The sequence below is a fragment of the Actinomadura kijaniata genome, from assembly GCF_014138665.1.
Lineage (GTDB): Bacteria > Actinomycetota > Actinomycetes > Streptosporangiales > Streptosporangiaceae > Spirillospora > Spirillospora kijaniata.
Window position 1 is genome coordinate 127,138 of sequence record NZ_JACJIA010000017.1, and the last position, 21,492, is coordinate 148,629.

The window sequence follows — 21,492 nt, forward strand, 5'->3', positions numbered from 1 at the left end:
GCCTCGCCTCCGCTCGGCGCTTCGCGCGCCCTCATACGCGAGGGCTTCCCTCGTCGTTCCGGTCGCAAGCTCCCTGCACTCCTCAGTCCAGCCCTCGCGGGCACGCTCAAGCATTGAGGTACGCCTCCAGCCCGTGCCGTCCGCCCTCGCGGCCGAAGCCGGACTCCTTGTAGCCGCCGAACGGCGACGCCGGATCGAACTTGTTGAACGTGTTGGCCCACACCACCCCGGCGCGGAGGCGTTCGGCCATCCACAGGATGCGCGAGCCCTTCTCCGTCCAGACCCCGGCGGACAGGCCGTAGGGGGTGTTGTTGGCCTTCTCGACGGCCTCGGCGGGCGTGCGGAACGTCAGCACCGACAGCACCGGCCCGAAGATCTCCTCGCGGGCGATGCGGTGCGACTGGGCGACGCCCGTGAACACCGTCGGCGCGAACCAGAACCCGCGCTGCGGCAGCGCGCAGTCCGGGGCCCACCGGGTCGCGCCCTCCCGCTCCCCGGCGCCGGCCAGCTCGCGGATCTTCTCCAGCTGGGCGGCGGAGTTGATGGCGCCGACGTCGGTGTTCTTGTCGAGCGGGTCGCCCACGCGCAGCGTCCGCATGCGGAGCTTGAGGCGCTCCAGCAGCTCGTCGGCCACCGACTCCTGCACCAGCAGGCGGGACCCGGCGCAGCACACGTGGCCCTGGTTGAAGAAGATGCCGTTGACGATGCCCTCGACGGCCTGGTCGAGGGGGGCGTCGTCGAAGATGACGTTGGCGGCCTTGCCGCCCAGCTCCAGCGTCAGCCTCCTGCGGGTGCCCGCGACCGAGCGCGCGATCTGCTTGCCGACCTCGGTGGAGCCGGTGAAGGCGACCTTGTCGATCCCGGCGTGCTCGACCAGCGCCCGGCCGGTGTCGCCCGCGCCGGTGATGATGTTGACGACGCCCGGCGGCAGGTCCGCCTGCCGGCAGATCTCCGCGAACGCCAGCGCGGTCAGCGGCGTCGTCTCGGCGGGCTTGAGCACGACGGTGTTGCCGCACGCCAGCGCCGGGGCGATCTTCCAGGCGAGCATGAGCAGCGGGAAGTTCCAGGGGATGACCTGGCCCGCGACGCCCAGCGGCCGGGGGTCGGCGCCGAGGCCCGCGTGGCCGAGCTTGTCGGCCCAGCCGGCGTAGTAGAAGAAGTGGGCGGCGACCAGCGGCAGGTCCACGTCGCGGGACTCGCGGATGGGCTTGCCGTTGTCGATCGACTCCAGGACGGCCAGCTCGCGCGACCGCTCCTGGACCAGGCGGGCGATGCGGAACAGGTACTTGGCGCGTTCCCGGCCCGGCATCGGGCCCCACACCTTGTCGTAGGCCCGGCGGGCGGCCTTGACGGCGCGGTCCACGTCGGCCTGGTCGGCGCTCGCGATCTCGGCGAGGACGTCCTCGTTCGCCGGGTTGATGCTCTTGAACGGCTCGCCGTGGCCGTCGGTGAACTCACCGTCGACGAACAGCCCGTACGACGGCCTGATGTCGACGACGTCCCGCGACTCGGGCGCCGGCGCGTACTCGAAGTTCATGGTCAGTCCAGCGTGAAGTAGTCGGGACCGGAGTAGACGCCGGTGGTCAGCTTGCGGCGCTGCATCAGCAGGTCGTTGAGCAGGCTGGACGCGCCCAGGCGGAACCACTTCGGGGTCAGCCAGTCGGGACCGGCGGTCTCGTTCACCAGCACCAGGTACTTGATGGCGTCCTTGGTGGTGCGGATGCCGCCGGCGGGCTTGACGCCGACCATGCGTCCGGTCGCGGCGCGGAAGTCGCGCACCGCCTCCAGCATGATCATGGTGACGGGCAGCGTCGCGGCGGGCGAGACCTTGCCGGTGGAGGTCTTGATGAAGTCGGCCCCGGCGCGCATGGCCAGCCAGGACGCGCGGCGCACGTTGTCGTAGGTGACCAGCTCGCCGGTCTCGAAGATGACCTTCAGATGGGCGTCGCCGCAGGCCTGTTTGGTCGCGACGATCTCCTCGTGCACCTTGAGGTAGTCGCCGGCCAGGAACGCGCCCCGGTCGATCACCATGTCGATCTCGGTGGCCCCGGCCGCGACGGCGGCGCGGGTGTCGACCAGCTTGGCCTCCAGCGGCGCCCGTCCGGACGGGAACGCCGTGGCCACGCTCGCGACGCCGATGCCGGTCCCCTCCAGGGCGCCGACCGCGTGCTCCACCATGTCGGGGTACACGCAGACGGCCGCGACCCGCGGGACGTCGGGGTCGGACGGGTCCGGCCGGGCGGCCTTGGCGCACAGCGCCCGGACCTTGCCCGGCGTGTCGGCCCCCTCCAGGGTGGTGAGGTCCACCATGGTGATGGCCATGTCGATCGCCTGGGCCTTGGCGTCGTTCTTGATGGAACGGGTCGCCAGCCGGGCGGCGCGCTCGTCCGCCCCGACCTGGTCGACACCAGGCAACCCGTGCAGGAAAGCGCGCAGCTCGGCCCCGCTGGCGGGCGCGCTGGTGAGAGTCTCCGTTGACACGTCCCCAGCATCACCCACGATCGGCTGGGAACAAAACCGGCCCAATCCCGTTTCGGTCACAACCCCGTGTGGGATATCAACGTCGTCGCACCGGTTCGTGAAATTCTCAGTCAATGCGCCCTCTCCCCGAACTGACCGACGTCCCCGATCCGGCCTGGCCCGCGCTGTCGGACCGCCTCGCCGCGGCCGCCGTTCCGCTCCGGGTCCTGGAGCCCGACCCGGAGGGCGCGCGCACCTGCCTGCTCCAGCTCCAGGTCACGGCCCGGTCGTGGCTGGGGGCGCTGATCCTCAACTGCGGCGGCCTGCTGCTGGACGACGGCTGGGTGCGGGTCTACGGCGGCGGCGGGCCGGGGCTTCCGGGCCTGGGCCGGGTCAACGCGTTCGACGAGGGCCGCGACCCGGCGGAGGGCCTGGTCGTCGCGCACGACGTGCTGGGCGGGGTGTTCGCGTTGAACGGCATCGACCCGGCCGCGGCGGGCCGCCCCGGACAGCCCGGCGAGGTGATCTACTTCGCGCCGGACGCGCTGCGCTGGGAGCCCCTGGACGTGGGGCACGGCGACTGGCTGGCGTGGCTGCTGGAGGGCCCGCTGGACGACTTCTACGGAACGCTCCGATGGCCGGACTGGCGCGAGGAGATCGCCGCGCTGCCCCCGACGGAGGGGATTACGGTCTATCCGTTTCTCTGGTCGGCTGAGGCCCAACAGAACCTTCCGAAGACGACCCGCCGCCCGGTCCCGATGCGCGAGCTCCTGAGCCTCAGCGGGCACTGCTGCGCGACGCTGGGGGAACGCGACCCGGGCTTCCTGGGCGCGTTCTGACCCCGTCCGGCCGCGCGCCGCGCCGGTGCCGCTTGTCCCCGGCGGGCCCGTCGGCGAGGGTGGAGGCGGGCCCTGAGGAGGTGGCATGGCGGAGCGCTTCGCCGACCTGGAGGAACCGTTCCTGCGCTTCACCCGGGAGATCGTGTGGTGCACGGTGACGACGGTCTCCCCCGAGGGGCGGCCCCGGTCCCGGATCCTGCACCCGGTCTGGGAGGTCGTCGACGGGCGGCCGGTCGGCTGGGTCTTCACGGGGCGGACGCCGGTCAAGACCCGGCACCTGGCGGCGAACCCGCACGTGGCGTTCTCCTACTGGACGCCCTCGCACGACACCGTGCTCGGCGAGGCCGTGGCGTCGTGGGTGGAGGACCAGGGGGCCAGGCAGCACGTGTGGGACCTGATCACGACCGCGCCGCCGCCGCTCGGGTACGACCTGGCCGGGTTCGGGCTGTCGGGGCCGCGGGACCCGGCGTTCACCCCGCTGCGGCTGGACGCGACGCGCGTCCAGGTGCTCGACGGGTCGGACGTGCCCAAGGACTTCAAGCCGCGCATGGCGGTCATCGGACCTCGCTGACGCGGCGGCGGAGCAGGCAGAACTCGTTGCCCTCCGGATCGGCGAGGACGTGCCAGTCCTCCTCGCCGGTCTGGCCGACGTCGGCGGGCCGCGCCCCGATACCCAGCAGCCGGTCGAGCTCGGCCTCCTGGTCGCGGTCGGTGGCGTTGACGTCGAAGTGCAGGCGCGGCTTGCCGGGGCGGGGGTCGTCGGAACGGTTGAGCACCAGCACCGGCCGGAGCCCGCCGGAGCCCTCCGGCGGTCCGATCTCGATGTCGTCGCCGTCGCGTCGGAGCACCGCGTAGCCCAGGACCTCGCACCAGAACGCCGCCAGCCGCTCCGGGTCCGCGCAGTCAAGGACGATCTCGCTGATTCGGCAGGCCATGCCGGGTCTTTACCCATCCGTGGGGCGCCAACCGCGAGCGGCCTTCCGGCGGAGGCATAGTCGCGGCGCGGGTGCGGAAGGAAGGGAGGGCACGGCAGGTTCCCACCACGAGGTGATCATGAGATTCCGTCCACGTCTCCACCAGCTTCCACCGCGCCTCGCCACCGGGGCGTTCATCCTGAACTCGGGCCTCAGCAAGCGGAACGCCGACAAGGACACCGCCGCCGCGCTGCACGGGATGGCCTCGACCGCGTACCCGTTCCTGGGGTCGCGCGACCCGGAGGAGTTCGTCCGGACGCTGTCGCGGGCCGAGATCGCCGTCGGGGCGGCGCTGCTGCTGCCGGTGGTCCCGTCGTTCGTGGCGGGCGCGGCGCTGGCGGCGTTCTCCGGCGGCCTGGTCGGCATGTACCTGCGCATCCCGGGGATGCGCGAGGAGGGCGGCCTGCGCCCGACCGAGCAGGGCCTGCCCGTCGCCAAGGACGTGTGGATGCTCGGCATCGGCGCGGGCCTGGTCCTTGAGGACCTGCTGAACGGCCGCAGGGGGTAGCCCGGCCGCTACCGCGGCACGCAGACCGACGCGACCGCGCGGACCAGGGCGGCGCGGTGCGGGGCGTCCAGGGCGCGTCCGGCGCGCGTGACCTCCGCCGCCAGGCGGGGCCGGCAGGACGGGCCCGCGCTGGCCTTCCCGGACGTCCTGACGGCGTCGAGGATCTCGACGGTGAGGCGGTCCAGCGCGGGGCGGACCTCGGTGTCGAGGTCGGGACGGGTCTTCGGGGCCCGGTCCGGGTGCGCGGTCCAGCGGCGGAACAGGGCGCGCTGGACGAGCTTGCCCGCCTCGATCTGGTCGCGGAAGATCGCGACGGCCCGTACCGGATCGACGCCCGCCCGCGCCGAGCGCCCGGCGACCTCGTCGAGGATCTGCCGCTCCCGGACCGGGTCGTCGATCGGCCGGCCGGTGCCGAACTTGGCGGCGGCCACCCGGTCGGCGACGGCGAGGCGTTCGGCGGACAGCCCGACCAGCGGCCCGAGCGACGCCGGGCCCGGCGGGACGGCGGTCAGCAGCGCGCAGCCGAGCGCGGCGGCGGGGAACGGCATGGATGTCCTCCCTGGCGTCGTGGATGCCGGATCGGGCGCGCGGGTCTCCGACACCCATTGATCATGCTCGCCTAACGTGGAGACATGCTGGAGCGACCCGAGGACCTGCGCGAGGAAGAACTGCTGCGGACGCTGGGCGAGTGGGGGCTCGGCGACGTCTCGTTGACGTACGCCGCGGTCGGGTTCGGCGACCACCACTGGGTCGCCGAGGCCGACCGGAGGTGGTTCGTGACCGTCGCGGACCTGGTGACCAAGGGCGACACGCTGGACGGCCTGCGCGCCGCCATGGACACCGCCTACGAGCTGCGGGAACGCGACGGCCTCGACTTCGTGGTCGCGCCGCTGCCGACCCCCGCCGGGCAGACCGTCCGGCCGCTGGGGCCGCGGTACGCGGTGAGCGTGTTCCCGTTCCTGGACGGCGTCTGCGGGGAGTTCGGCCGGGAGTGGACGCCGCGGGAGCGCGCCGACGTCCTCGACCTGCTGGCGGTGCTGCACCGGCAGCGGCCCCCGGCCGCCGCCCCGGTCCTGCGCCCGGAGCTGGGGCTGCGCGGCCTGCTGGAGAAGGCCCTGGCCGGGAGCCTGCAATGGGCGGAGGGGCCGTTCTCCGACCCCGCGCGGAACCTGCTGCGCGAGTACGCGCCCGTGCTGCGGCAGCGCCTCGCCGAGTTCGACGCCCTGGTCACCGAGCTGGACGGCGCGCCCGTCGTCACCCACGGCGAGCCCCACCCGGGCAACCTGCTCTCCCACGACGGCGGCTACGCGCTGGTCGACTGGGACACCGCCGGGCTGGCCCCGCCCGAACGCGACCTGTGGTCGGTCGTGCGGGGCCCCGACGACCTGGCCCGCTACGCCGAGATCTCCGGGCGGGCCCCGGACCCGGCCGCGCTGTGCCTGTACCGCCTCCGCTGGGACCTGGAGGAGACGTGCGTGTACACCGACTGGTTCCGCTCGCCGCACGTCCGCTCCCCGGACATGGAGGAGGGCTGGAACGGCCTGGTGGAGACCCTGCGGAACCTCGCCCACGAGCGATGAGCCCCGGGCCCGGCCGGTCAGTGCGGGTACTGGCGGGGCGGCCGGGTCTTCGGGTGGGACGCGCGGTAGTCCTCGATGATCGAGGCGATCTGCCGGGTCAGGTAGGTCTCCTCGATCGCGTCGCGGTACAGCAGGCGGTTCGCCAGGGCGTCCAGGTCCACCGCGAAGTACATCGCCATCAGCGGGTTGACGAACAGCTCGCCGCCGCGGGTGCGGTCGGTGAGGCGGACGTCGCCGAACTCGCCGCGCAGCGCCGCGGCGATCGAGCCGTGCACGATGCTCGGGCGGTCCGGGGTCGCCTCGGCGGCGTAGGCCACGGCGTCCTGGTACAGCGCCGCCTCCCGGCTGTCGCGGGGGATCGAGAACGCCCCCAGGTACGCCCCCTCCCGGTCCAGCGCCGCCAGGTTCTCCAGCACGTGGACGTGGCTGATCCCGTGGTAGGAGTCCACGCCGAAGCCCAGGCTGAGCACCAGCTTCTCGGGAACGTCCAGGCCGTGCACCGCCGCCAGGCTCGCCATGTCCTCGACGGCAGGGACTCGATGAAGCCGAACGAGAAGTTCGCCAGGTGGGCCGTCCTGCCCTGCGCCCACAGCGCCAGTGCCAGGGGGAGGCCCGCGTACACGTCGAAGCCGCCGCCCGCGCCCGCGATGAGGACGCGTTCGGCCGCCTTGAGGCGGGTGAAGACCGGGGGTTCGGTAGGGGTGAACATCGCCGCGAACCGTATCGCTCCGAAGATCCTTCGAACCAGAGCCCGGAACGCGTCGTCACACAGAACGGGCGCCCGCGTTCCTCGGGGGTGAAGGCGGGCGCCCCCTCCTCAGTACGGTGACGGCCCGCCGAACATCTCGCTGAGGCGCGGGGCCAGCTCGACGTCGCCCCGCAGCTTCAGGCGGCCGTCCATCAGCAGCGTCGCCGGGTTCGCGTCGCCCGCCAGGACCCGCAGGAAGTCGGCGGTCGCGGCGGTCACCGTGAGCGCGGGCTCCCGCGCCGGGCCCGGCCGGGACCGCGCCCTCCCGCCGGCCACCCGGATCGTCCACTCCGTCGCCGTGCCGTCCCGGCGGGTCAGCCGGAACATCAGCTCCCCCTGGAACCCGCCCGCCATCGCCGGGTCGAAGGCCCGCGCCATCCCGGCGAAGAAGACGCGCTGCGCCCGCGTGCCGAACCGCCGCTCGATCCGCTCGTCCGGCGCTCCGTGGACCAGCCGGTAGAACCCCCGCTGGACGCGCCGCCGCCCGCCGGACCGCGCCGCCGACAGCGTCGAGCGCAGGTCGGCGGGCCGCCGCGCGGCCCGCCGCGCCCGCAGGATCTCGGCCTCCTCGTCGATGCGGTAGCCGGGCGGCAGGGTGCGGGGCGGGTCGCGGCGGGCCAGGGCGCGTTCGATCGCGGGCGCGAGCCGTTCCGCCTTGGCCGCCTCCCGCTCCTCCCGCCCCTCGGTGAAGCGCGGCAGCACCTGCTTCCCGAACAGCTCCAGGGCCTCCATGATGTGCTCGTGCCGGTTCGGCCCGGACTGGAGCACGAACGAGACCTGGTCCACCCCCACCGCCTGGTACCGGCGGATCAGGTCGGCGACCTGGTCGGGGGTGCCGACCGCGCCGCGCAGCGAGCCGACGTTCACCCGCAGCGCCTCGGCGTTGGCGATGATCTGGTCGCGGTCGAACCCCTGGGCGGCGCGCCGCCGCTGGAACGCGTCCCAGATGTCGGTGCGCCCCGGGTCATGCGGCGTGGTGCCGTAGTAGTGGGCCAGCGCGAACCCGAAGAAGTGCGCGCCGTCGATGCCCCGCTCGATGGCGGTGGCCTCGTCCTCGTGGAGCATCATCGGCAGCACGACGGCGACATTGGGGTTCACCGCGAACCCGGCCGGGACGCACTCCTCCGACTCGATGATCCGGTAGTAGGCGTCCACCCAGCGGCCCGCGTCCTCGGGCTCGACGAACGAGAACGACAGCGCCCCGATCCCGTTGCGCGCCGCGAACTCGATCGTCTCCCGCCGCGAGCACGCCACCCACAGCGGCGGGTGCGGCTTCTGCACGGGCTTCGGGACGACGTTGCGCGGCGGCATCCGGAGCCACCGCGACCGCCACCCGGCGAACGGCTCCTCCACGAACATGCGGGTGATCGCGTCGATCGCGTCCGTCCACTGCTCGCGCTTGTCGGCCCGCCGCACCCCGAACCCGCCGAGCTCGGCGCTGGAGCTGGACTCCCCGGTCCCGAAGTCGACGCGCCCGCCCGACACCAGGTCGAGCGTGGCGACGCGCTCGGCGACCCGGGCGGGGTGGTTGACGTTCGGCGGGAGCTGCACGATGCCGTGCCCCAGCCGGATCCGCCGCGTCCGCTGCGACGCCGCGGCCAGGAACACCTCCGGGGCCGAGGAGTGCGAGTACTCCTCCAGGAAGTGGTGCTCGACCTCCCACACGTGGTCGAACCCGAGCCGGTCGGCCAGCTCGACCTGCTCCAGGGCGTCCCGGTAGAGCCGCGCCTCCGCCCCCTCGTCCCAGGGCCGGGGCAACTGGTGCTCGTAGAAGATGGAAAACCGCATCGCGGACCCCCTCCGGACCATCGACCACCCGCCCCCGCCAGCGTCCCCCGCATTGGACACCCCGTCAACGACCCCACCGGCCGCCCGCGGTCGCGCGCACGAGGGGCGACGGCTTCCCGGTCCGCCGTTCTCGGCCCACCATGGGGTCAACGCGTCGGCCCCGGACCACGACGGAGGCGCCGCCGATGGAGATCCTGGAAGTCATCCTGATCGTTCTCGGCGTGATCGGCGCCTTCGCCCTCGCGATCGCCGTCCTGGTCCCGGTGATCATCGTCGCCGGGGTCGCGCTGGTGATCTCCGGCGTCACCGGTCTGCCGTTCATGACCGTCTTCGTCGTGGTCGGCGCGATCGCGATCACGATATGGATCGGCGGCCTGCTCAGCGGCTAGCCCCGTTCCGGGCGACCCTTGCCCTCGCGCGGACCAACCAATCGCTCGCTTGACTGATGCTTTGCGGAGGCGGCACCTTGGGCGGGTGCGGGAGGAGATGTGATGGGGCTGCTGGACGGGTTGCGGGTTCTGGATCTCACGATGTGGCGGCCGGGGCCGTACGCCACCCAGTTGCTGGCGCAACAGGGGGCGGACGTGGTCAAGGTGGAGCCGCCCGGCGGGGAGCCCATGCGGGTGTTCCGTTCCCATTTCGACCTGCTCAACCAGGGCAAACGCAGCGTCGCGCTCGATCTGAAGTCCGCCGCCGGGCGGGAACGCTGCCTGGGGCTGGCCGCCGGGGCGGAGGTGTTCGTGGAGGGCTTCCGGCCCGGTGTCGCCGACCGGCTCGGGGTGGGCCCCGACGCCGTCCGGGCGCTCAACCCCGCGATCGTCTACTGCTCCCTGTCGGGCTACGGGGCCGACGGGCCGCTCCGGGACGTTCCCGGGCACGACGTCAACTACCGCGCCTACGCCGCCGCCCTCGGGCCCGACGCTCCCCCGCCCACCGCCGACGAGCTGCCGGTGGCGGACATGGCGGCGGCGACGATGGCGGCGTTCGCGATCACCGCGGGGGTGCTGCGGGCCCGCGCGACCGGGGTCGGCAGCCGTCTGGACCTGGCCATGGCCGACGTGGTGGCCCACTGGGTCGCCACCGTCCCGGAGTCCTCCCGTCCCGCCGACGGCACGGGCCCGGTCCCCGGCTACGGCGTCTACGCGACCGCCGACGGCGAACGCGTCACCCTCGGCGTGGTGTCGGAGCAGCGCCTCTGGTCCGCGACCTGCCAAGCCCTCGGCCTGGCCGAGCACGCCGACGTGCCGTTCCCCGAACGCCTGGCCCGCGTCGCCGAGCTGGACAAGGCCGTCGCCGCGGCGGTCGCCCGCCTCACCCGGGACGAGGCGCTGGAGCGCCTGACCGCCGCCGGGGCGCCGGTGGCCCCCGTCCTGACCCGCGCGGAGATGCTGGCCCACCCTCATTTCCGCGAACGCGGCGTCACCTCCCCCACCCGGACCGTCGGCGACGTCGTCCGCGTCGTCCCGTTCGCCCGGGATCGCGACGGGGTCCGCCCGGTCGTGGCGTCGCCGCCGAAGACCACGGCAGAGCTGGATGAGCACCGAGGGCAGGGCTGGCTGTCCACGGATTGGAATATCGAGTGATTCGTCCGGTTCGCCTGGCATCCTGAGAGGCGTGAGCGCGCATGGGATGGGTCCTGTTCTGGTGGGGCGGGCGATCGAGCTGGCGGAGCTGACGCGGGCGCTCGACGCCGCGCCGGGGGCCGTGCTCGTCGGCGGGGAGGCCGGGTTGGGCAAGACCCGGCTGATCCGGGAGTTCCGGTCGGTCGTCGAGTGCGACCGGAACGGGCGGATGCTGGTCGGCGGATGCCTGGAGCTGGGCTCGGACGGTCTGCCGTTCGCGCCGTTCACGACCGTGCTGCGCGGGCTGGTCCGCGACATCGGCCTGGACGGGGTCGCGGCGCTGCTGCCGCGCGGCGACACCGGCGGGCTGGCGCGGCTGCTTCCGGAGTTCGGCGACCCGGACACGCAGGCGGCCTCCGCCGAGGAGCGCGCCCGCATGTTCGAGCTGGTGCTGACGCTGCTGGAGCGGCTCGCCGAGTCCGGCCCGATGGCGCTGGTGATCGAGGACGCGCACTGGGCGGACCGCTCCACCCGCGACCTGCTGTCGTTCCTGATCCGCAACGTCGGCACGGCCCCGCTGCTGATCGTCGTGACGTACCGCGCCGACGAGCTGCACCGCTCCCACCCGCTGCGCCCGATGCTGGCCGAGCTGGGCCGGGTGGAACGCGTCCGGCGCATGGACGTCTCCCGGCTGGCCCGGCACGACGTCGCCGCGCTGTGCGCGGGCATCCTCGGCCACGAGCCCGACCACGACCTGCTCGACCGCGTCTACGCCCGCAGCGAGGGCAACCCGCTGTTCGTGGAGGCGCTGCTGGACTCCGACGGCACCCTCGCCTGCGAGCTTCCCGAGTCGCTGCGCGACCTGCTGCTGGCCGGGGTGCAGCGGCTGCCGGAGGAGACCCAGGACGCGCTGCGCGACGCGTCCGGCGGCGGCACCCGCATCGAGCACCGGCTGCTGTCGGCGGTCACCGGCCTGGACGACGCGACCCTCACCCGCGTGCTGCGGCCCGCCGTCGCCGCGAACGTGCTGGTCGTGGACGGTGACGGATACGCGTTCCGGCACGCGCTGATCCGCGAGGCGCTCCACGACGACCTGCTGCCCGGCGAGCACACCCGCCTGCACACCCGCTACGCGCAGGCCCTGGAGAACGACGCCGGCCTGGTCCCGCCCGGCCGCCTGTGGATCGAGCTCAGCCACCACTGGAACGCCGCCCACGACGCGACCTGGGCGCTGGTGAGCGCCTGGAAGGCCGCCGCCGACACCAGGAAGGCCGCCGCGCACGCCGAGAGCCTGGCGATGAAGCAGCGCGTCCTCCAGCTCTGGGACCGGGTGCCGGACGCCGCCGAGCGCATCGGCGCCGACCATGTCGAGGTGCTGCGCGAGGCGGTGCGCACCGCCGAGCTGTCCGGGGAGTTCGAGCAGGGCATCAAGCTGGTCACCGCCGCGCTGCGCGAGGTCGGCACCGGCCCGGAGAACGCGGCGGTCCGCGCCGACCTGCTGGCGCACCGCGGCCGCATGTCCTTCGACCTGGCCCGGCCCGGCTTCATCGAGGACCTGCGCACGGCGGTGGCGCTGCTGCCCGCCGAGCCGCCGACCCGGGCCCGCGCCGACGCGCTGATCACGCTGGCCCGGTTCGGGCGGCTCATCCACGGCACCGAGGAGGCCCGCGAGGCGGCGCGCGAGTCGCTGCGGATCTCCCGCGCGCTGGACGACCGGATCGTCGAGGCGCACGCCCTGCACGCGCTGGCCTGCGTGGACTTCAACTACTCCTTCGACTACTCCACCGGCGGCATGGCCGGCGAGGGCGGCGTGTGGCTGGGGCGGACCCGCGACATCGCCGAGGAGTCCGGCAACCAGGAGCTCCAGCTCCAGGTCGCCGTCACCCGCTCGCACTTCTACGAGGGGGCCGGGCAGCACGAGCTGGCCATCGCGGTGGCGCGCGCGGGCCTGGAGCAGGCGTTCGAGAACGGCGTGGGCCGCACCCGCGGGTCGATCCTGGCCTCCAACCAGGCCGAGCCGCTGGTGTCGCTGGGCCGCTGGGACGAGGCGCGCGCCGTGCTGAGCAAGGCGATGGAGCAGGCGCCGCCGATGAGCATCCGCACCTCGCTGTTCGTGCTGAGCGGCGAGGTCGCGGTGGGCCACGGCGACCTGGCCGAGGCCGAGTCGTGGCTGCGGTCGGCCCGGGAGGTGACCTGGCGCAAGACCCAGGACCTGTTCGCGGCGCTGCGGCTGGAGGCGGCGCTGCGGATCGAGCAGGGCCGGTTCGCCGACGCGGTCGCGGCGGCGGGGCTGGTCCTGGAATGCCCGGAGCTGCCCGACGACGCCCGGTACGCCTGGCCGGTGCTCACCCTCGCCACGATGGCCTGCGCCGAGCTGCGCGGCACCGGGCTGCGCGGGACGGCCCCGCCCGCGCCCGCCGTGCTCGACGACCGGCCGGCGCTGCCGCTGCTGGCCGAACGCGTCGCCGCGCTGTCGGTGCAGGGCCCGTTGCAGGAGGCGTGGCGGCTGACGTACTCGGCCGCGGCGACCGCCGCCGACGGCGTGCTGGAGCGTTCCGCCTGGGACCTGGCGGGCGCCGCGTGGCGGGACATCGGGCAGCGGTACAACCTCGCGGTGGCGCTGCTGTGGGCGGCGCTGGCCGCGATCCACGACGGCGACCGGGACGCCGCCGGGGTCCGGCTGCGGGAGGCCGACGACCTGGCCCGCGAGCTGGGCGCGCGGCTGCTGCTGGAACGCGTGGCGGACCTGACGCGCCGCGCCCGGCTGGGCGGCCCGGCCCGGCCCGGGGACGCCAACGGCGCGTCGCTCGGTCTCACCCCGCGCGAGCTGGAGGTGCTGCGGCTGGTCGCCGACGGGCAGAGCAACCGCGACATCGCCAAGGCGCTGTTCATCTCCGCCAAGACCGCCAGCGTCCACGTGTCCAACATCCTGGGCAAGCTCGGCGTCACCTCCCGGGGCGAGGCCGCCGCCACCGCGCACCGCCTCGGGCTGTTCCGGGAGCCGGTGAGCTGAGCCGGCCCGCGGGCCCGGTCCGGACCCGGTGACGAGGGCCTCCCCTCCCTGGCCCTCGTCACCGGATCGTCGGACCACACGGGAACTTCGGTGGCTGCCTCTCCGGACACGGTCCCGTGGAAGTACGCGGTACTTCTCCGCTCCGAGAGGCGGGGCCGTGTCCCGATCGGCGTCTCCAGTCTCCGGGACCGCGGCCGCGAAGGGCATCCGGAGACATGCCGAACCGGCTTACCGATAGAGGGGTCCGGGGCGCCGGGGACGGCGCATGGGCATACCCCCGGATACCTAGGGGCCGGGGCCCGGCCGGCGTGCGCCGCGCGTCCGGGGGCATCGGGAAGAACGCCTGGTCACAGTATGCACCGGGGCCCGGAAACGACGGGACCCCCGTCGGCGCGCGCCGGCGGGGGTCCCTCGCGTTCGTGGGGGCGCGTTCTACTCCGCGCCGTCCTTGGCGTCCTCGGGGACGCGCGCCACGCAGAAGACCGTCTGCCCGAACGGCGGCCGCACGAGCCGCTCGATCGCCCGGGTCACCGGGATGACGGTCCGGTCGTAGATCTTGACCAGGCGGGGGTCGGGGTAGCCCGCGCCGCCCCGGCGGACCGCGAACCACCAGGCGACGCCGCCCAGCAGGTTGATCGGCTTGAGCACCTCGGGGACCAGCCCGGCCTCGCGGACCGACTTCTCCAGGGTGGCGGGCGTGTACCGGGTGACGTGCCCGACCTTGCGGTCGAAGTCCCCGTACAGCTGCATGTAGCCGGGCACCCAGATGACGATGCGGCCGCCGGGCAGGGTCACCGAGGCCAGGTCCCGGAGCGCCTGGACGTCGTCCTTGATGTGCTCCAGGACGTTCATCATGACGATCGTGTCCACCTTCTGGCGGATCTGGATCTCGGCGGGCAGCTCCAGGTCGATGACCTCGACGGCGTCGTTGCCCTCGTAGCGCTTGCGCAGCTCGCCCACGCAGTAGGGGTCGTTGTCGCTGACCACCAGGTAGTCGAGGCGCCCGGCGAACTGCTCGGAGAAGTGGCCGAGACCCGACCCGATCTCCAGGAGCGCGCGGCCGACGTGCGGGGCGACCATGTCGTATTCGTACTTGCGGTAGTTGCGGGCCTCGTCGCCGCCCAGGTGGTTCTCCAGGGCGCCCTCACCGGCCGCGGGCTGGACCACCTCGCCGTCCCCCGCGGTGGGGACGGCCGGACGTGCTTGGGGCCTGCTGCCCAGCAGTTTCAGCAGGGTGCCGGCAACGCTTCTCTTCTGACCTGGTGAATGCATACTTCCCGCTCGCTGGTGCGTGTTCGCAAGCTGGCGTTCAGCTCGTCGTCCGCCGGATCGGTGTCACCGCGAGTGACACGGCCGATCTCAGGCGCGAAAGTTCAGATCAGTGTAGCCGCCGTGACCGCTCACGGCGTCCGTTGCTACGCCTTTCACAGCCGAACGGCATCTGAACAGGGCAAAAGTGCCGAAAGAAGTCCACGGAGCGCTCCACCGGCATCACTCGGACGTTCACCCGGCGGCCAGCCTACCTCCAGCGTGCGGTCGGGACCCGGGCCGACGCGGCCTCGACGCGTTCGGACCGGTGCCGCGGTCCTCGGCCGGTGAGGTTCCAGGTGACGTCGCCGTAGCGGACGGCGTGCAGGTGACCGGCGGTCTCCCGCTCGCGGCGGTCGGGGCGGCGGGCGGCGGCGATCCCGTACACGTCCACGATCGTGGTGAGCACGGCGGCGCGCACCGCGTCCAGCGACACCTCCAGGCCCAGCTCGGCCAGGGTGGGCGGGGCCGCGTCCGGCGTGCCCGGCGCCAGGTAGCAGCGGCCGAACGGCCGCACCTGCGTGACGTGCACGGCCACATGGGTCAGCTCGGCCCAGCGGGTGCGCAGCCGGGCGGCGCGGATGGTGCCGTTCCCGAGCGCGGCGGCCGGGAGGCCGAGTCCCTGGACGGCGGTGGCCACGAGCACGTCGAGGCCGGGCCGCGCCCCGGAACGCGCGTCGGACGCCCCGCAACGGGCGGCCGGGACCCCGTGGGGCCCGGTGCGACGGGCGGCCGCGTCCCGGACCGGTCCGCGCGGCGCGCCCCGCACCAGCGTGAACACCAGCGCGCCGGAGTCGAGGCAGACCGCGCCGCCGCCGCTGGCCCGGCGCACCAGCCGCACCCTGTCACGGGAGCAGGCGGTCAGGTCGACGGCGTCGGAGACCTCCTGGAAGCGGCCCACCACGACGCTGAGCGCGTTCTGCCAGACCCGCAGCACCGGGGGCGAGCAGGGAGGGACCCCGCCCGGCCCCCGGCGCGGCCGGCTCCAGCCCGCTCCGGCCGGCGGCGCGGGCTGACGCGGCCACGACGGCTCGGTCCCGCGCGACCGGGCCGTCGGGGTCCAGGACCGCAGCAGCGCCTCGTCCAGCGCGAGGTTCCACGCCGGATCGCGCGAGTCGTCCATGACCACGCTCAGCATGCGCACCCCCGCCCGTCGTCGCCGCTGCCCGCCTTCGGCGGACCCGGTACTCCACCGGGTGTTCGCAACGTATCTGCAACTTATCGACGCGGGCCGCAAATCACAGGCGGAGGGTTTTCAAATACTGACACTCCGTCACCAGACGGTGCGGTGAACGTCGTCGCGTTCGCTGGGACCGGGCGTGGACGGCGCGATCCACGGTCCGGGGACGGAAGGGTCGAGCACGCCCTCCTCCACCCAGGCGAAGTCGCCCTCCAGAACGCGTTCGGCCAGCCTGGAGTCCATCTCGTCGGTGTTGCGCCACAGCGCGTCGAACAGTTCCTCCACCCGCACGCGCGACTGCCTGCAGAACGCGTCGGCCAGCAGCGGCGCCGTCCTGCCGGGTCGCGTGGCGCCGTCCCCCGCCAGCGGTGCGGCGTCGGTCTCCTCGGCGTCCGCCACCGCGCGGACGCACACCGCGCTCATCGCGTACAGCTCGGCCCCGATGTCGACCATCCGCCCCAGGAACCCCTGCCGGTACTCCAGCCCGCCCTGCCAGCGGCCCGCCGCGTAGAAGGTGGAGCGGGCGAGCTTGCGGGAGGCGCGTTCGACGTAGCGCAGGTGCCCGGCCAGCGGCCCGAACTCCCCGTACGCGCCGGGCCGCTGCCCGGGACCGGTGACCAGGGTGGGCAGCCAGCGCGCGTAGAAGCCGCCCGCGCGGGCCACGGCGCGGGCCTTGTCGCCGCGCGTGGCCTCGGGGTCGATGATGTCCCCGGCGACCGACAGGTGCGCGTCCACCGCCTCGCGGGCGATCAGCAGGTGCATGATCTCGGTGGAGCCCTCGAAGATCCGGTTGATGCGCAGGTCGCGCAGGACCTGCTCGGCGGGCACGCCGCGCTCGCCGCGCGCCGCCAGGGACTCGGCGGTCTCGAACCCGCGCCCGCCGCGCAGCTGCACCAGCTCGTCGGCGACGCGGCAGGCCATCTCCGAGGCCCACAGCTTCGCCAGCGCCGCCTCGATGCGGATGTCGTTGCGCTCGTCGTCGGCCAGCTGCGAGGACAGGTCGAGCATGGCCTCCAGCGCGTAGGCGGTGGCGGTGACGAACGCGACCTTCTTGGCGATCGCCTGGTGGCGGCCGACCGGGCGGCCCCACTGGACGCGCTCCCGCGACCACTCGCGGGCGATCCCGGCGGCCCACTTGGCGGAGGCGGCGCAGATCGCGGGCAGCGACAGGCGGCCGGTGTTGAGGGTGGTCAGCGCGACCCTCAGCCCCTGCCCCTCCCGGCCGATCAGGTTGGCGGCCGGGACGCGCACGTCGTGGAAGCGGGTGACGCCGTTCTCGATGCCGCGCAGGCCCATGAACGCGTTGCGGTTCTCGACCGTGATCCCCTCACTGGCCATGTCCACGACGAACGCCGAGATCCCGCCCCGGTGGCCCTCGGACTCCGGCACCCGCGCCATCACCACGACCAGGTCGGCGACGACGCCGTTGGTGGTCCACAGCTTGACGCCGTTGAGGACGTAGTGGTCGCCGTCGGGGACGGCGGTGGCGCGCAGCCGGGCCGGGTCGGAACCGACGTCGGGCTCGGTGAGCAGGAACGCGCTGATCTCGTTGGCGCAGCGCGGCAGCCAGGTGTCCTTCTGCTCGTGGGTCCCGAACAGCTTCACCGGCTGGGGGACGCCGATCGACTGGTGCGCCGACAGCAGCGCGCCGAGCGCGGGGTTCACCGACCCGACGACCATCAGGGCGCGGCCGTAGTACAGCTGGCTCAGCCCGAGGCCGCCGTACCGTTCGGGGATCTTCATGCCGAACGCGCCGAGCGACCGCAGCCCCTTGAGCACCTCGTCGGGGATGCGGGCCTGGCGTTCGATCACGGCCGGGTCCACCTTGGTCGCGCAGAACTCGCGCAGCCGCGCCAGGAACTCCTCCCCCTTGCGGCGGGCCTCGGCGTCGGGCCGGGGGTGGGGGTGGATCAGGTCCAGGCGGAGGTCGCCCAGGAACAGCTGCCGGCCGAAGCTGGGCTGCCGCCACTCGCTCTCGCGGGCCTCCTCGGCGACCTGGCGGGCGGTCCGCTCGTCGACGTGGCCCTCCGGCGGGCCGTCCCGGTGGGTTCCCCCGGTGGTCCCGGCGCTGGTACGGTTCGGCTCGCCCATGGCGGCCTCCTCGGTGATAGCCTCCGCCTCTTCCGCGAAGTTACTCCCGGGTCGTACTTATGAGTAGGCCCATCGGTGGAAAAAGGACCGTTCCACCAGCTCCTCGTCACCCTCCGAGTTCAGGAAAACGCCCACCCGGACCACCCAGAAGTGATCCAATGGTCGCATGTGTAGCCGAAGGCCTTGACCCAACGGGGCCAGAGGGGTTCGCTGTGCGTGATGGGTGAGACACGGAGACCGACCCTCATCGCCTCGGTGCAGCGCGCGCTACGACTCATGGAGGTCGTGGCGTCGCATCCCAATGGGGCCCCTGCCAAGCAGCTCGCCCGCGAGGCCCGCCTCCCTCTGGCGACCACCTACCATCTGCTACGCACCCTCGCCCACGAGGGCTACGCGTCCCGGCTGTCCGACGGCGTGTGGGTGCTGGGCGACCGGATCCAGTCGCTGCACGGGCAGAGCCGCACCCAGCAGCTACTGGCCCGTATCCGCCCGACCCTCACCGCGCTGCGCGACGAGCTGGGCGCGGCGTCCTACTTCGGCATGCTCGTGGACGACGAGATCCGCATCATCGACCTCGCCGACGGCCCGCGCACCCCGCGCGTGGACCTGTGGGTCGGGTTCGACGACGCCGCGCACGCCACCGCGATCGGCAAGTGCATGCTCGCCCAGCTCGACGAGGAACGCCGCCACGACTACCTGTCCCGGCACCCGCTGGTCGACCTCACACCGAACACCATCACCGAGCCCCGCCGCCTGATGAGTGCCCTGGCCGCCCCGTCCGGCCTGTCCCTGGACCACGAGGAGTACGCGATCGGCACCGGCTGCGCGGCCGTCCCGGTGACCGACGCGACCGGCACCGTGATCGGCGCACTGGCGATCTCCTGCCGAGCGGGCAAACTCCCCAAGATCGAGAGCTCGGTGCACCGCATGAAGGAGACCGCCCAACGCATCCAACGCACCCTGAGCCTGACGATCTCCTAGCCGACCGAGCAGGAGGCAAGGGGCAAAGCCCCTGCCGGGGGTTGTAGGGGACGGAGCCCCACGAGGGGTTGTAGGGGACGGAGTCCCCTGCCGGGGGTGTGGAGCGGAGCCTTGCCGGGGTTGCCGGGGCAGCGTCGGCGTCGGGGTTGTAGGGGCGGAGCCCCTGCCGGGGTGTGGGGCGGAGCCCTGCCGGGGGTGTGGGGGCGGAGCCCTGCCGGGGGTCCAAGGGGGCTGGCCCCTTTGCCAGGGTTCGCAGCACGACGGGAAGCGGAGCCCTGGCGGAGTCTTCCCGGCGTGCGCGGGCCCGATGTGGGGGTTTGGGGGGACGGTCCCCCCAAGGCCAACACAGCCGCTTTCGCCGCAGAACCGCACAGACCACTAGCAATATCGGGGGTCTACACAGACCCACCAACCTCACCCCCCAGCCGACCGCCCAACAGCGCCCCCATCCCCCCGAGCAGGATCCGCGGCAAGCGCGGCTTCCAGCTCGCGGATCCGACGGCGGTCGCGTTCGCGCTGCTCCTCCAGTTCGCGCACCTTGCGCTCCAGTTGCAGCACGCGCCGGATCGCCGCCAGCGTCATGCCCTCCTCGACCAGCTCCACCACGTACCGCACCCGGGTGATCTCGTGGCGGGAGTACCGCCGCTGTCCGCCCGGGGTGCGCCGTGGTCGCACGACCTGGTGCTCGTCGAGACGCCGCAGGAACGCCTGCTGGAGTTCCAGCATCGTCGCGACCTGCCCGACCGTGTAGAGCGGCGCGTGCTCATCGTCGACGGGCAGCCGTCGGCCCATACCGCTCACCTCCCCTCCCATCCCTCCCACGTTCCCGCCGCGCGTCCCGACCAACGGCACCCCGGAACCACGCCCCGACAAACGCGACGCGGCGGGCCGTACACGCCCGCCGCGTCGTTTCCGTCAACCCCGCCTCCCCGGTGCGCCTTTCCGCCGGGGAAGGGGCCGGCCGTCCGCCGGCCGGTCATCCCTTGATCGCCTTGGCCTGCTCCGGCTGGTGGTGGATCTCCACCTTGCGGGGACGGGCCCGTTCGAGCACCGGGATGCGGACGGCCAGCACGCCGTTGTTGTAGGCGGCCTCGATCGCTTCGGCGTCCAGGTGCTCCGACAGGTGGACGCGGCGGGTGAAGGTGCCCATGGGACGTTCCCGGACGAACAGCCGGTCGTCCCCGCCGCGTTCCTCCTCGCGCTGGGCGCTGACGCCGAGGGCGCCGCGGTCCACGGTGACCTCGATGCTGTCGGGGTCGATGCCGGGGAGGTCGAACCGCAGCACCACGTCGTCCTTGCGCCGGATCCCGTCCATCGGCATGACGCCGCCACCGCTGGTCCGGCCCCACGCCTGCCGGCTCAGCCGGTCGAACTGCCGCTCGAACTCCTGCACGAACGGGTCGATGCTCGTCAGCGGCATCCTCGCCACCTCCGTGGGTCTCCGGACTCAGGTCTCCGGTTTCCGATCTCCGTTCCACCGATGCCCACTAGTTCAGCCGGAGGGAACCTCCAACTACACTTATACATTTCCTCGTACTAAACCAGCAAGTAACTTCCCTACAAGGTAGCAATTCCTTACCTCACCGCCCCTTGAAGTCGGGTTCGCGCCGCTCCAGGAACGCGGTGATCCCCTCCCTGGCGTCCTCGGTGGCGGCGAGCGCGACCAGCTCCCCGAGCAGGTGCTCGACCTGCTCCTCCAGCGGCCGCCCCTCGATCGCGAAGAACGCCTCGCGGCCCCGCCGCAGCCCCACCGGGCTCTTGCCCGCGATGGTCCGCGCGAGCTCGTCGACCCGCTCGTCCAGCCGGTCCCGGGGCACCACCTCGGTGACCAGCCCGATCTCGCGGCCCTCGGCCGCCGAGATCCGCTCGCCGGTGTAGTAGAGCTTGAAGGCGTGCTTGGGCGCGACGTTCCGGTTGATGATCGCCATGATCATCATGGGCCAGAGCCCGACGTTCACCTCGGGCGTCGCCAGCTTCACGTCGTCGGCCGCGATCACCAGGTCGCAGGCGGCGGCCAGCCCGAGCCCTCCGGCCACCGCGTGCCCCGCCAGCCGCGCGATCACCGGTTTGCCGAGCGACGGGAACGCGGTGAACAGCCGGAACGGGGCGTTCTGCCGGATGGCGTCGCGGTCGGCGACCGGGTCCCCGGCCGACTGCCGTGCCCCCAGCCCGCCGAGGTCGGCCCCGGCGCAGAACGCCCGGTCCCCGGCCCCGGTCAGCACGACGACGCGCACCTCGTCGTCGTCGCGGGCCCGCCCGAACGCGTCCAGCAGCTCGTCGACCATCCGGTCGTTCAGCGAGTTGCGCGCCTCGGGCCGGTTCAGGGTCACCCGCGCGACCCGGTCGGCCACCTCGTAAACGATCGCCTCGTACATCGATCCTCCACAACAGGGAACGGGCGGGCCCCCGAGGGGCCCGCCCGTCCGATGATGCCGGTCGGTGACGCCGTCCGGCCGGTGA

Annotated in this window: 20 protein-coding genes; 8 read left to right on the forward strand and 12 right to left on the reverse strand. The window is 73.3% G+C overall.

Features of this window, described 5'->3' with window-relative positions; all coding sequences use genetic code 11:
• Positions 1-106: 106 nt before the first annotated feature.
• Both HNR61_RS41395 and deoC read right to left on the reverse strand, forming a co-directional pair.
• Positions 107-1,537: an aldehyde dehydrogenase family protein gene (locus HNR61_RS41395; RefSeq protein ID WP_182848604.1), complete on the reverse strand. Its 1,431-nt coding sequence runs from the start codon at positions 1,535-1,537 to the stop codon at positions 107-109.
• A gap of 2 nt (positions 1,538-1,539) precedes the next feature.
• Positions 1,540-2,481 (reverse strand): deoxyribose-phosphate aldolase, encoded by a 942-nt coding sequence (deoC, locus tag HNR61_RS41400; protein ID WP_182848605.1) that lies wholly within the window; start codon positions 2,479-2,481, stop codon positions 1,540-1,542.
• 113 nt (positions 2,482-2,594) lie between these two features.
• Here deoC and HNR61_RS41405 point away from each other — a divergent pair, with 113 nt between their 5' ends.
• The gene (locus HNR61_RS41405) at positions 2,595-3,299 is read left to right on the forward strand and encodes a DUF2625 family protein (protein ID WP_182848606.1); all 705 of its coding nucleotides are present in this window, start codon (positions 2,595-2,597) and stop codon (positions 3,297-3,299) included.
• Positions 3,300-3,384: 85 nt separating this feature from the next.
• On the forward strand, positions 3,385-3,870 hold the full coding sequence (locus tag HNR61_RS41410) for a pyridoxamine 5'-phosphate oxidase family protein (RefSeq protein ID WP_182848607.1): 486 nt from the start codon (positions 3,385-3,387) through the stop codon (positions 3,868-3,870).
• Here HNR61_RS41410 and HNR61_RS41415 read toward each other — a convergent pair.
• A complete protein-coding gene (locus tag HNR61_RS41415) occupies positions 3,854-4,234 on the reverse strand; it encodes a VOC family protein (RefSeq protein ID WP_182848608.1) in 381 nt (126 codons plus the stop codon). The genes HNR61_RS41410 and HNR61_RS41415 overlap by 17 nt on opposite strands.
• 118 nt (positions 4,235-4,352) lie before the next feature.
• On the opposite strand from HNR61_RS41415, the gene HNR61_RS41420 reads away from it, so the two are divergent.
• Positions 4,353-4,781: a hypothetical protein gene (locus tag HNR61_RS41420; protein ID WP_182848609.1), complete on the forward strand. Its 429-nt coding sequence runs from the start codon at positions 4,353-4,355 to the stop codon at positions 4,779-4,781.
• An 8-nt stretch (positions 4,782-4,789) separates the two neighbouring features.
• Here the strand turns inward: HNR61_RS41420 and HNR61_RS41425 are convergent, their stop codons facing one another.
• Positions 4,790-5,329, reverse strand: a complete 540-nt coding sequence (locus HNR61_RS41425) for a chorismate mutase (protein WP_182848610.1) — start codon at positions 5,327-5,329, stop codon at positions 4,790-4,792.
• A gap of 84 nt (positions 5,330-5,413) precedes the next feature.
• On the opposite strand from HNR61_RS41425, the gene HNR61_RS41430 reads away from it, so the two are divergent.
• A complete protein-coding gene (locus tag HNR61_RS41430) occupies positions 5,414-6,361 on the forward strand; it encodes a phosphotransferase enzyme family protein (RefSeq protein WP_182848611.1) in 948 nt (315 codons plus the stop codon).
• Positions 6,362-6,378: 17 nt separating this feature from the next.
• On the opposite strand, the gene HNR61_RS41435 is transcribed toward HNR61_RS41430, so the two are convergent.
• Both HNR61_RS41435 and HNR61_RS41440 read right to left on the reverse strand, forming a co-directional pair.
• A complete protein-coding gene (locus HNR61_RS41435; protein WP_220510417.1) occupies positions 6,379-6,879 on the reverse strand; it encodes a hypothetical protein in 501 nt (166 codons plus the stop codon).
• A 299-nt stretch (positions 6,880-7,178) separates the two neighbouring features.
• Positions 7,179-8,897: an LLM class flavin-dependent oxidoreductase gene (locus HNR61_RS41440; RefSeq protein ID WP_182848612.1), complete on the reverse strand. Its 1,719-nt coding sequence runs from the start codon at positions 8,895-8,897 to the stop codon at positions 7,179-7,181.
• Positions 8,898-9,082: 185 nt separating this feature from the next.
• Here HNR61_RS41440 and HNR61_RS41445 point away from each other — a divergent pair, with 185 nt between their 5' ends.
• From HNR61_RS41445 to HNR61_RS49670, 3 genes are all read left to right on the forward strand, one after another.
• On the forward strand, positions 9,083-9,286 hold the full coding sequence (locus tag HNR61_RS41445; RefSeq protein WP_182848613.1) for a hypothetical protein: 204 nt from the start codon (positions 9,083-9,085) through the stop codon (positions 9,284-9,286).
• Between the two features lie 102 nt (positions 9,287-9,388).
• Positions 9,389-10,480 carry a CaiB/BaiF CoA transferase family protein gene (locus HNR61_RS41450; protein ID WP_182848614.1) on the forward strand — a complete coding sequence of 364 codons (1,092 nt, stop codon included), beginning with the start codon at positions 9,389-9,391 and terminating at the stop codon, positions 10,478-10,480.
• A 31-nt stretch (positions 10,481-10,511) separates the two neighbouring features.
• A complete protein-coding gene (locus tag HNR61_RS49670; RefSeq protein ID WP_312898346.1) occupies positions 10,512-13,472 on the forward strand; it encodes a helix-turn-helix transcriptional regulator in 2,961 nt (986 codons plus the stop codon).
• 432 nt (positions 13,473-13,904) lie between these two features.
• On the opposite strand, the gene HNR61_RS41460 is transcribed toward HNR61_RS49670, so the two are convergent.
• The 3 genes from HNR61_RS41460 to HNR61_RS41470 form a co-directional block, all read right to left on the reverse strand.
• Positions 13,905-14,639 (reverse strand): class I SAM-dependent methyltransferase, encoded by a 735-nt coding sequence (locus HNR61_RS41460; protein ID WP_312898347.1) that lies wholly within the window; start codon positions 14,637-14,639, stop codon positions 13,905-13,907.
• A gap of 352 nt (positions 14,640-14,991) precedes the next feature.
• Positions 14,992-15,918: a lipoate--protein ligase family protein gene (locus HNR61_RS41465; protein ID WP_182848616.1), complete on the reverse strand. Its 927-nt coding sequence runs from the start codon at positions 15,916-15,918 to the stop codon at positions 14,992-14,994.
• A 135-nt stretch (positions 15,919-16,053) separates the two neighbouring features.
• Complete coding sequence (locus HNR61_RS41470; RefSeq protein ID WP_182848617.1) at positions 16,054-18,051, reverse strand: acyl-CoA dehydrogenase family protein; 1,998 nt, start codon at positions 18,049-18,051, stop codon at positions 16,054-16,056.
• Between the two features lie 219 nt (positions 18,052-18,270).
• Between HNR61_RS41470 and HNR61_RS41475 the strand changes: the two genes are divergently transcribed.
• On the forward strand, positions 18,271-19,032 hold the full coding sequence (locus HNR61_RS41475; RefSeq protein ID WP_182848618.1) for an IclR family transcriptional regulator: 762 nt from the start codon (positions 18,271-18,273) through the stop codon (positions 19,030-19,032).
• Positions 19,033-19,446: 414 nt separating this feature from the next.
• On the opposite strand, the gene HNR61_RS41480 is transcribed toward HNR61_RS41475, so the two are convergent.
• From HNR61_RS41480 to HNR61_RS41490, 3 genes are all read right to left on the reverse strand, one after another.
• A complete protein-coding gene (locus HNR61_RS41480; RefSeq protein ID WP_182848619.1) occupies positions 19,447-19,824 on the reverse strand; it encodes a helix-turn-helix domain-containing protein in 378 nt (125 codons plus the stop codon).
• 184 nt (positions 19,825-20,008) lie between these two features.
• Positions 20,009-20,452 carry an Hsp20/alpha crystallin family protein gene (locus HNR61_RS41485; RefSeq protein WP_182848620.1) on the reverse strand — a complete coding sequence of 148 codons (444 nt, stop codon included), beginning with the start codon at positions 20,450-20,452 and terminating at the stop codon, positions 20,009-20,011.
• Between the two features lie 160 nt (positions 20,453-20,612).
• Positions 20,613-21,407, reverse strand: coding sequence for an enoyl-CoA hydratase/isomerase family protein (locus tag HNR61_RS41490; RefSeq protein WP_182848621.1), 795 nt, complete (start codon positions 21,405-21,407; stop codon positions 20,613-20,615).
• Between the last annotated feature and the right edge of the window lie 85 nt (positions 21,408-21,492).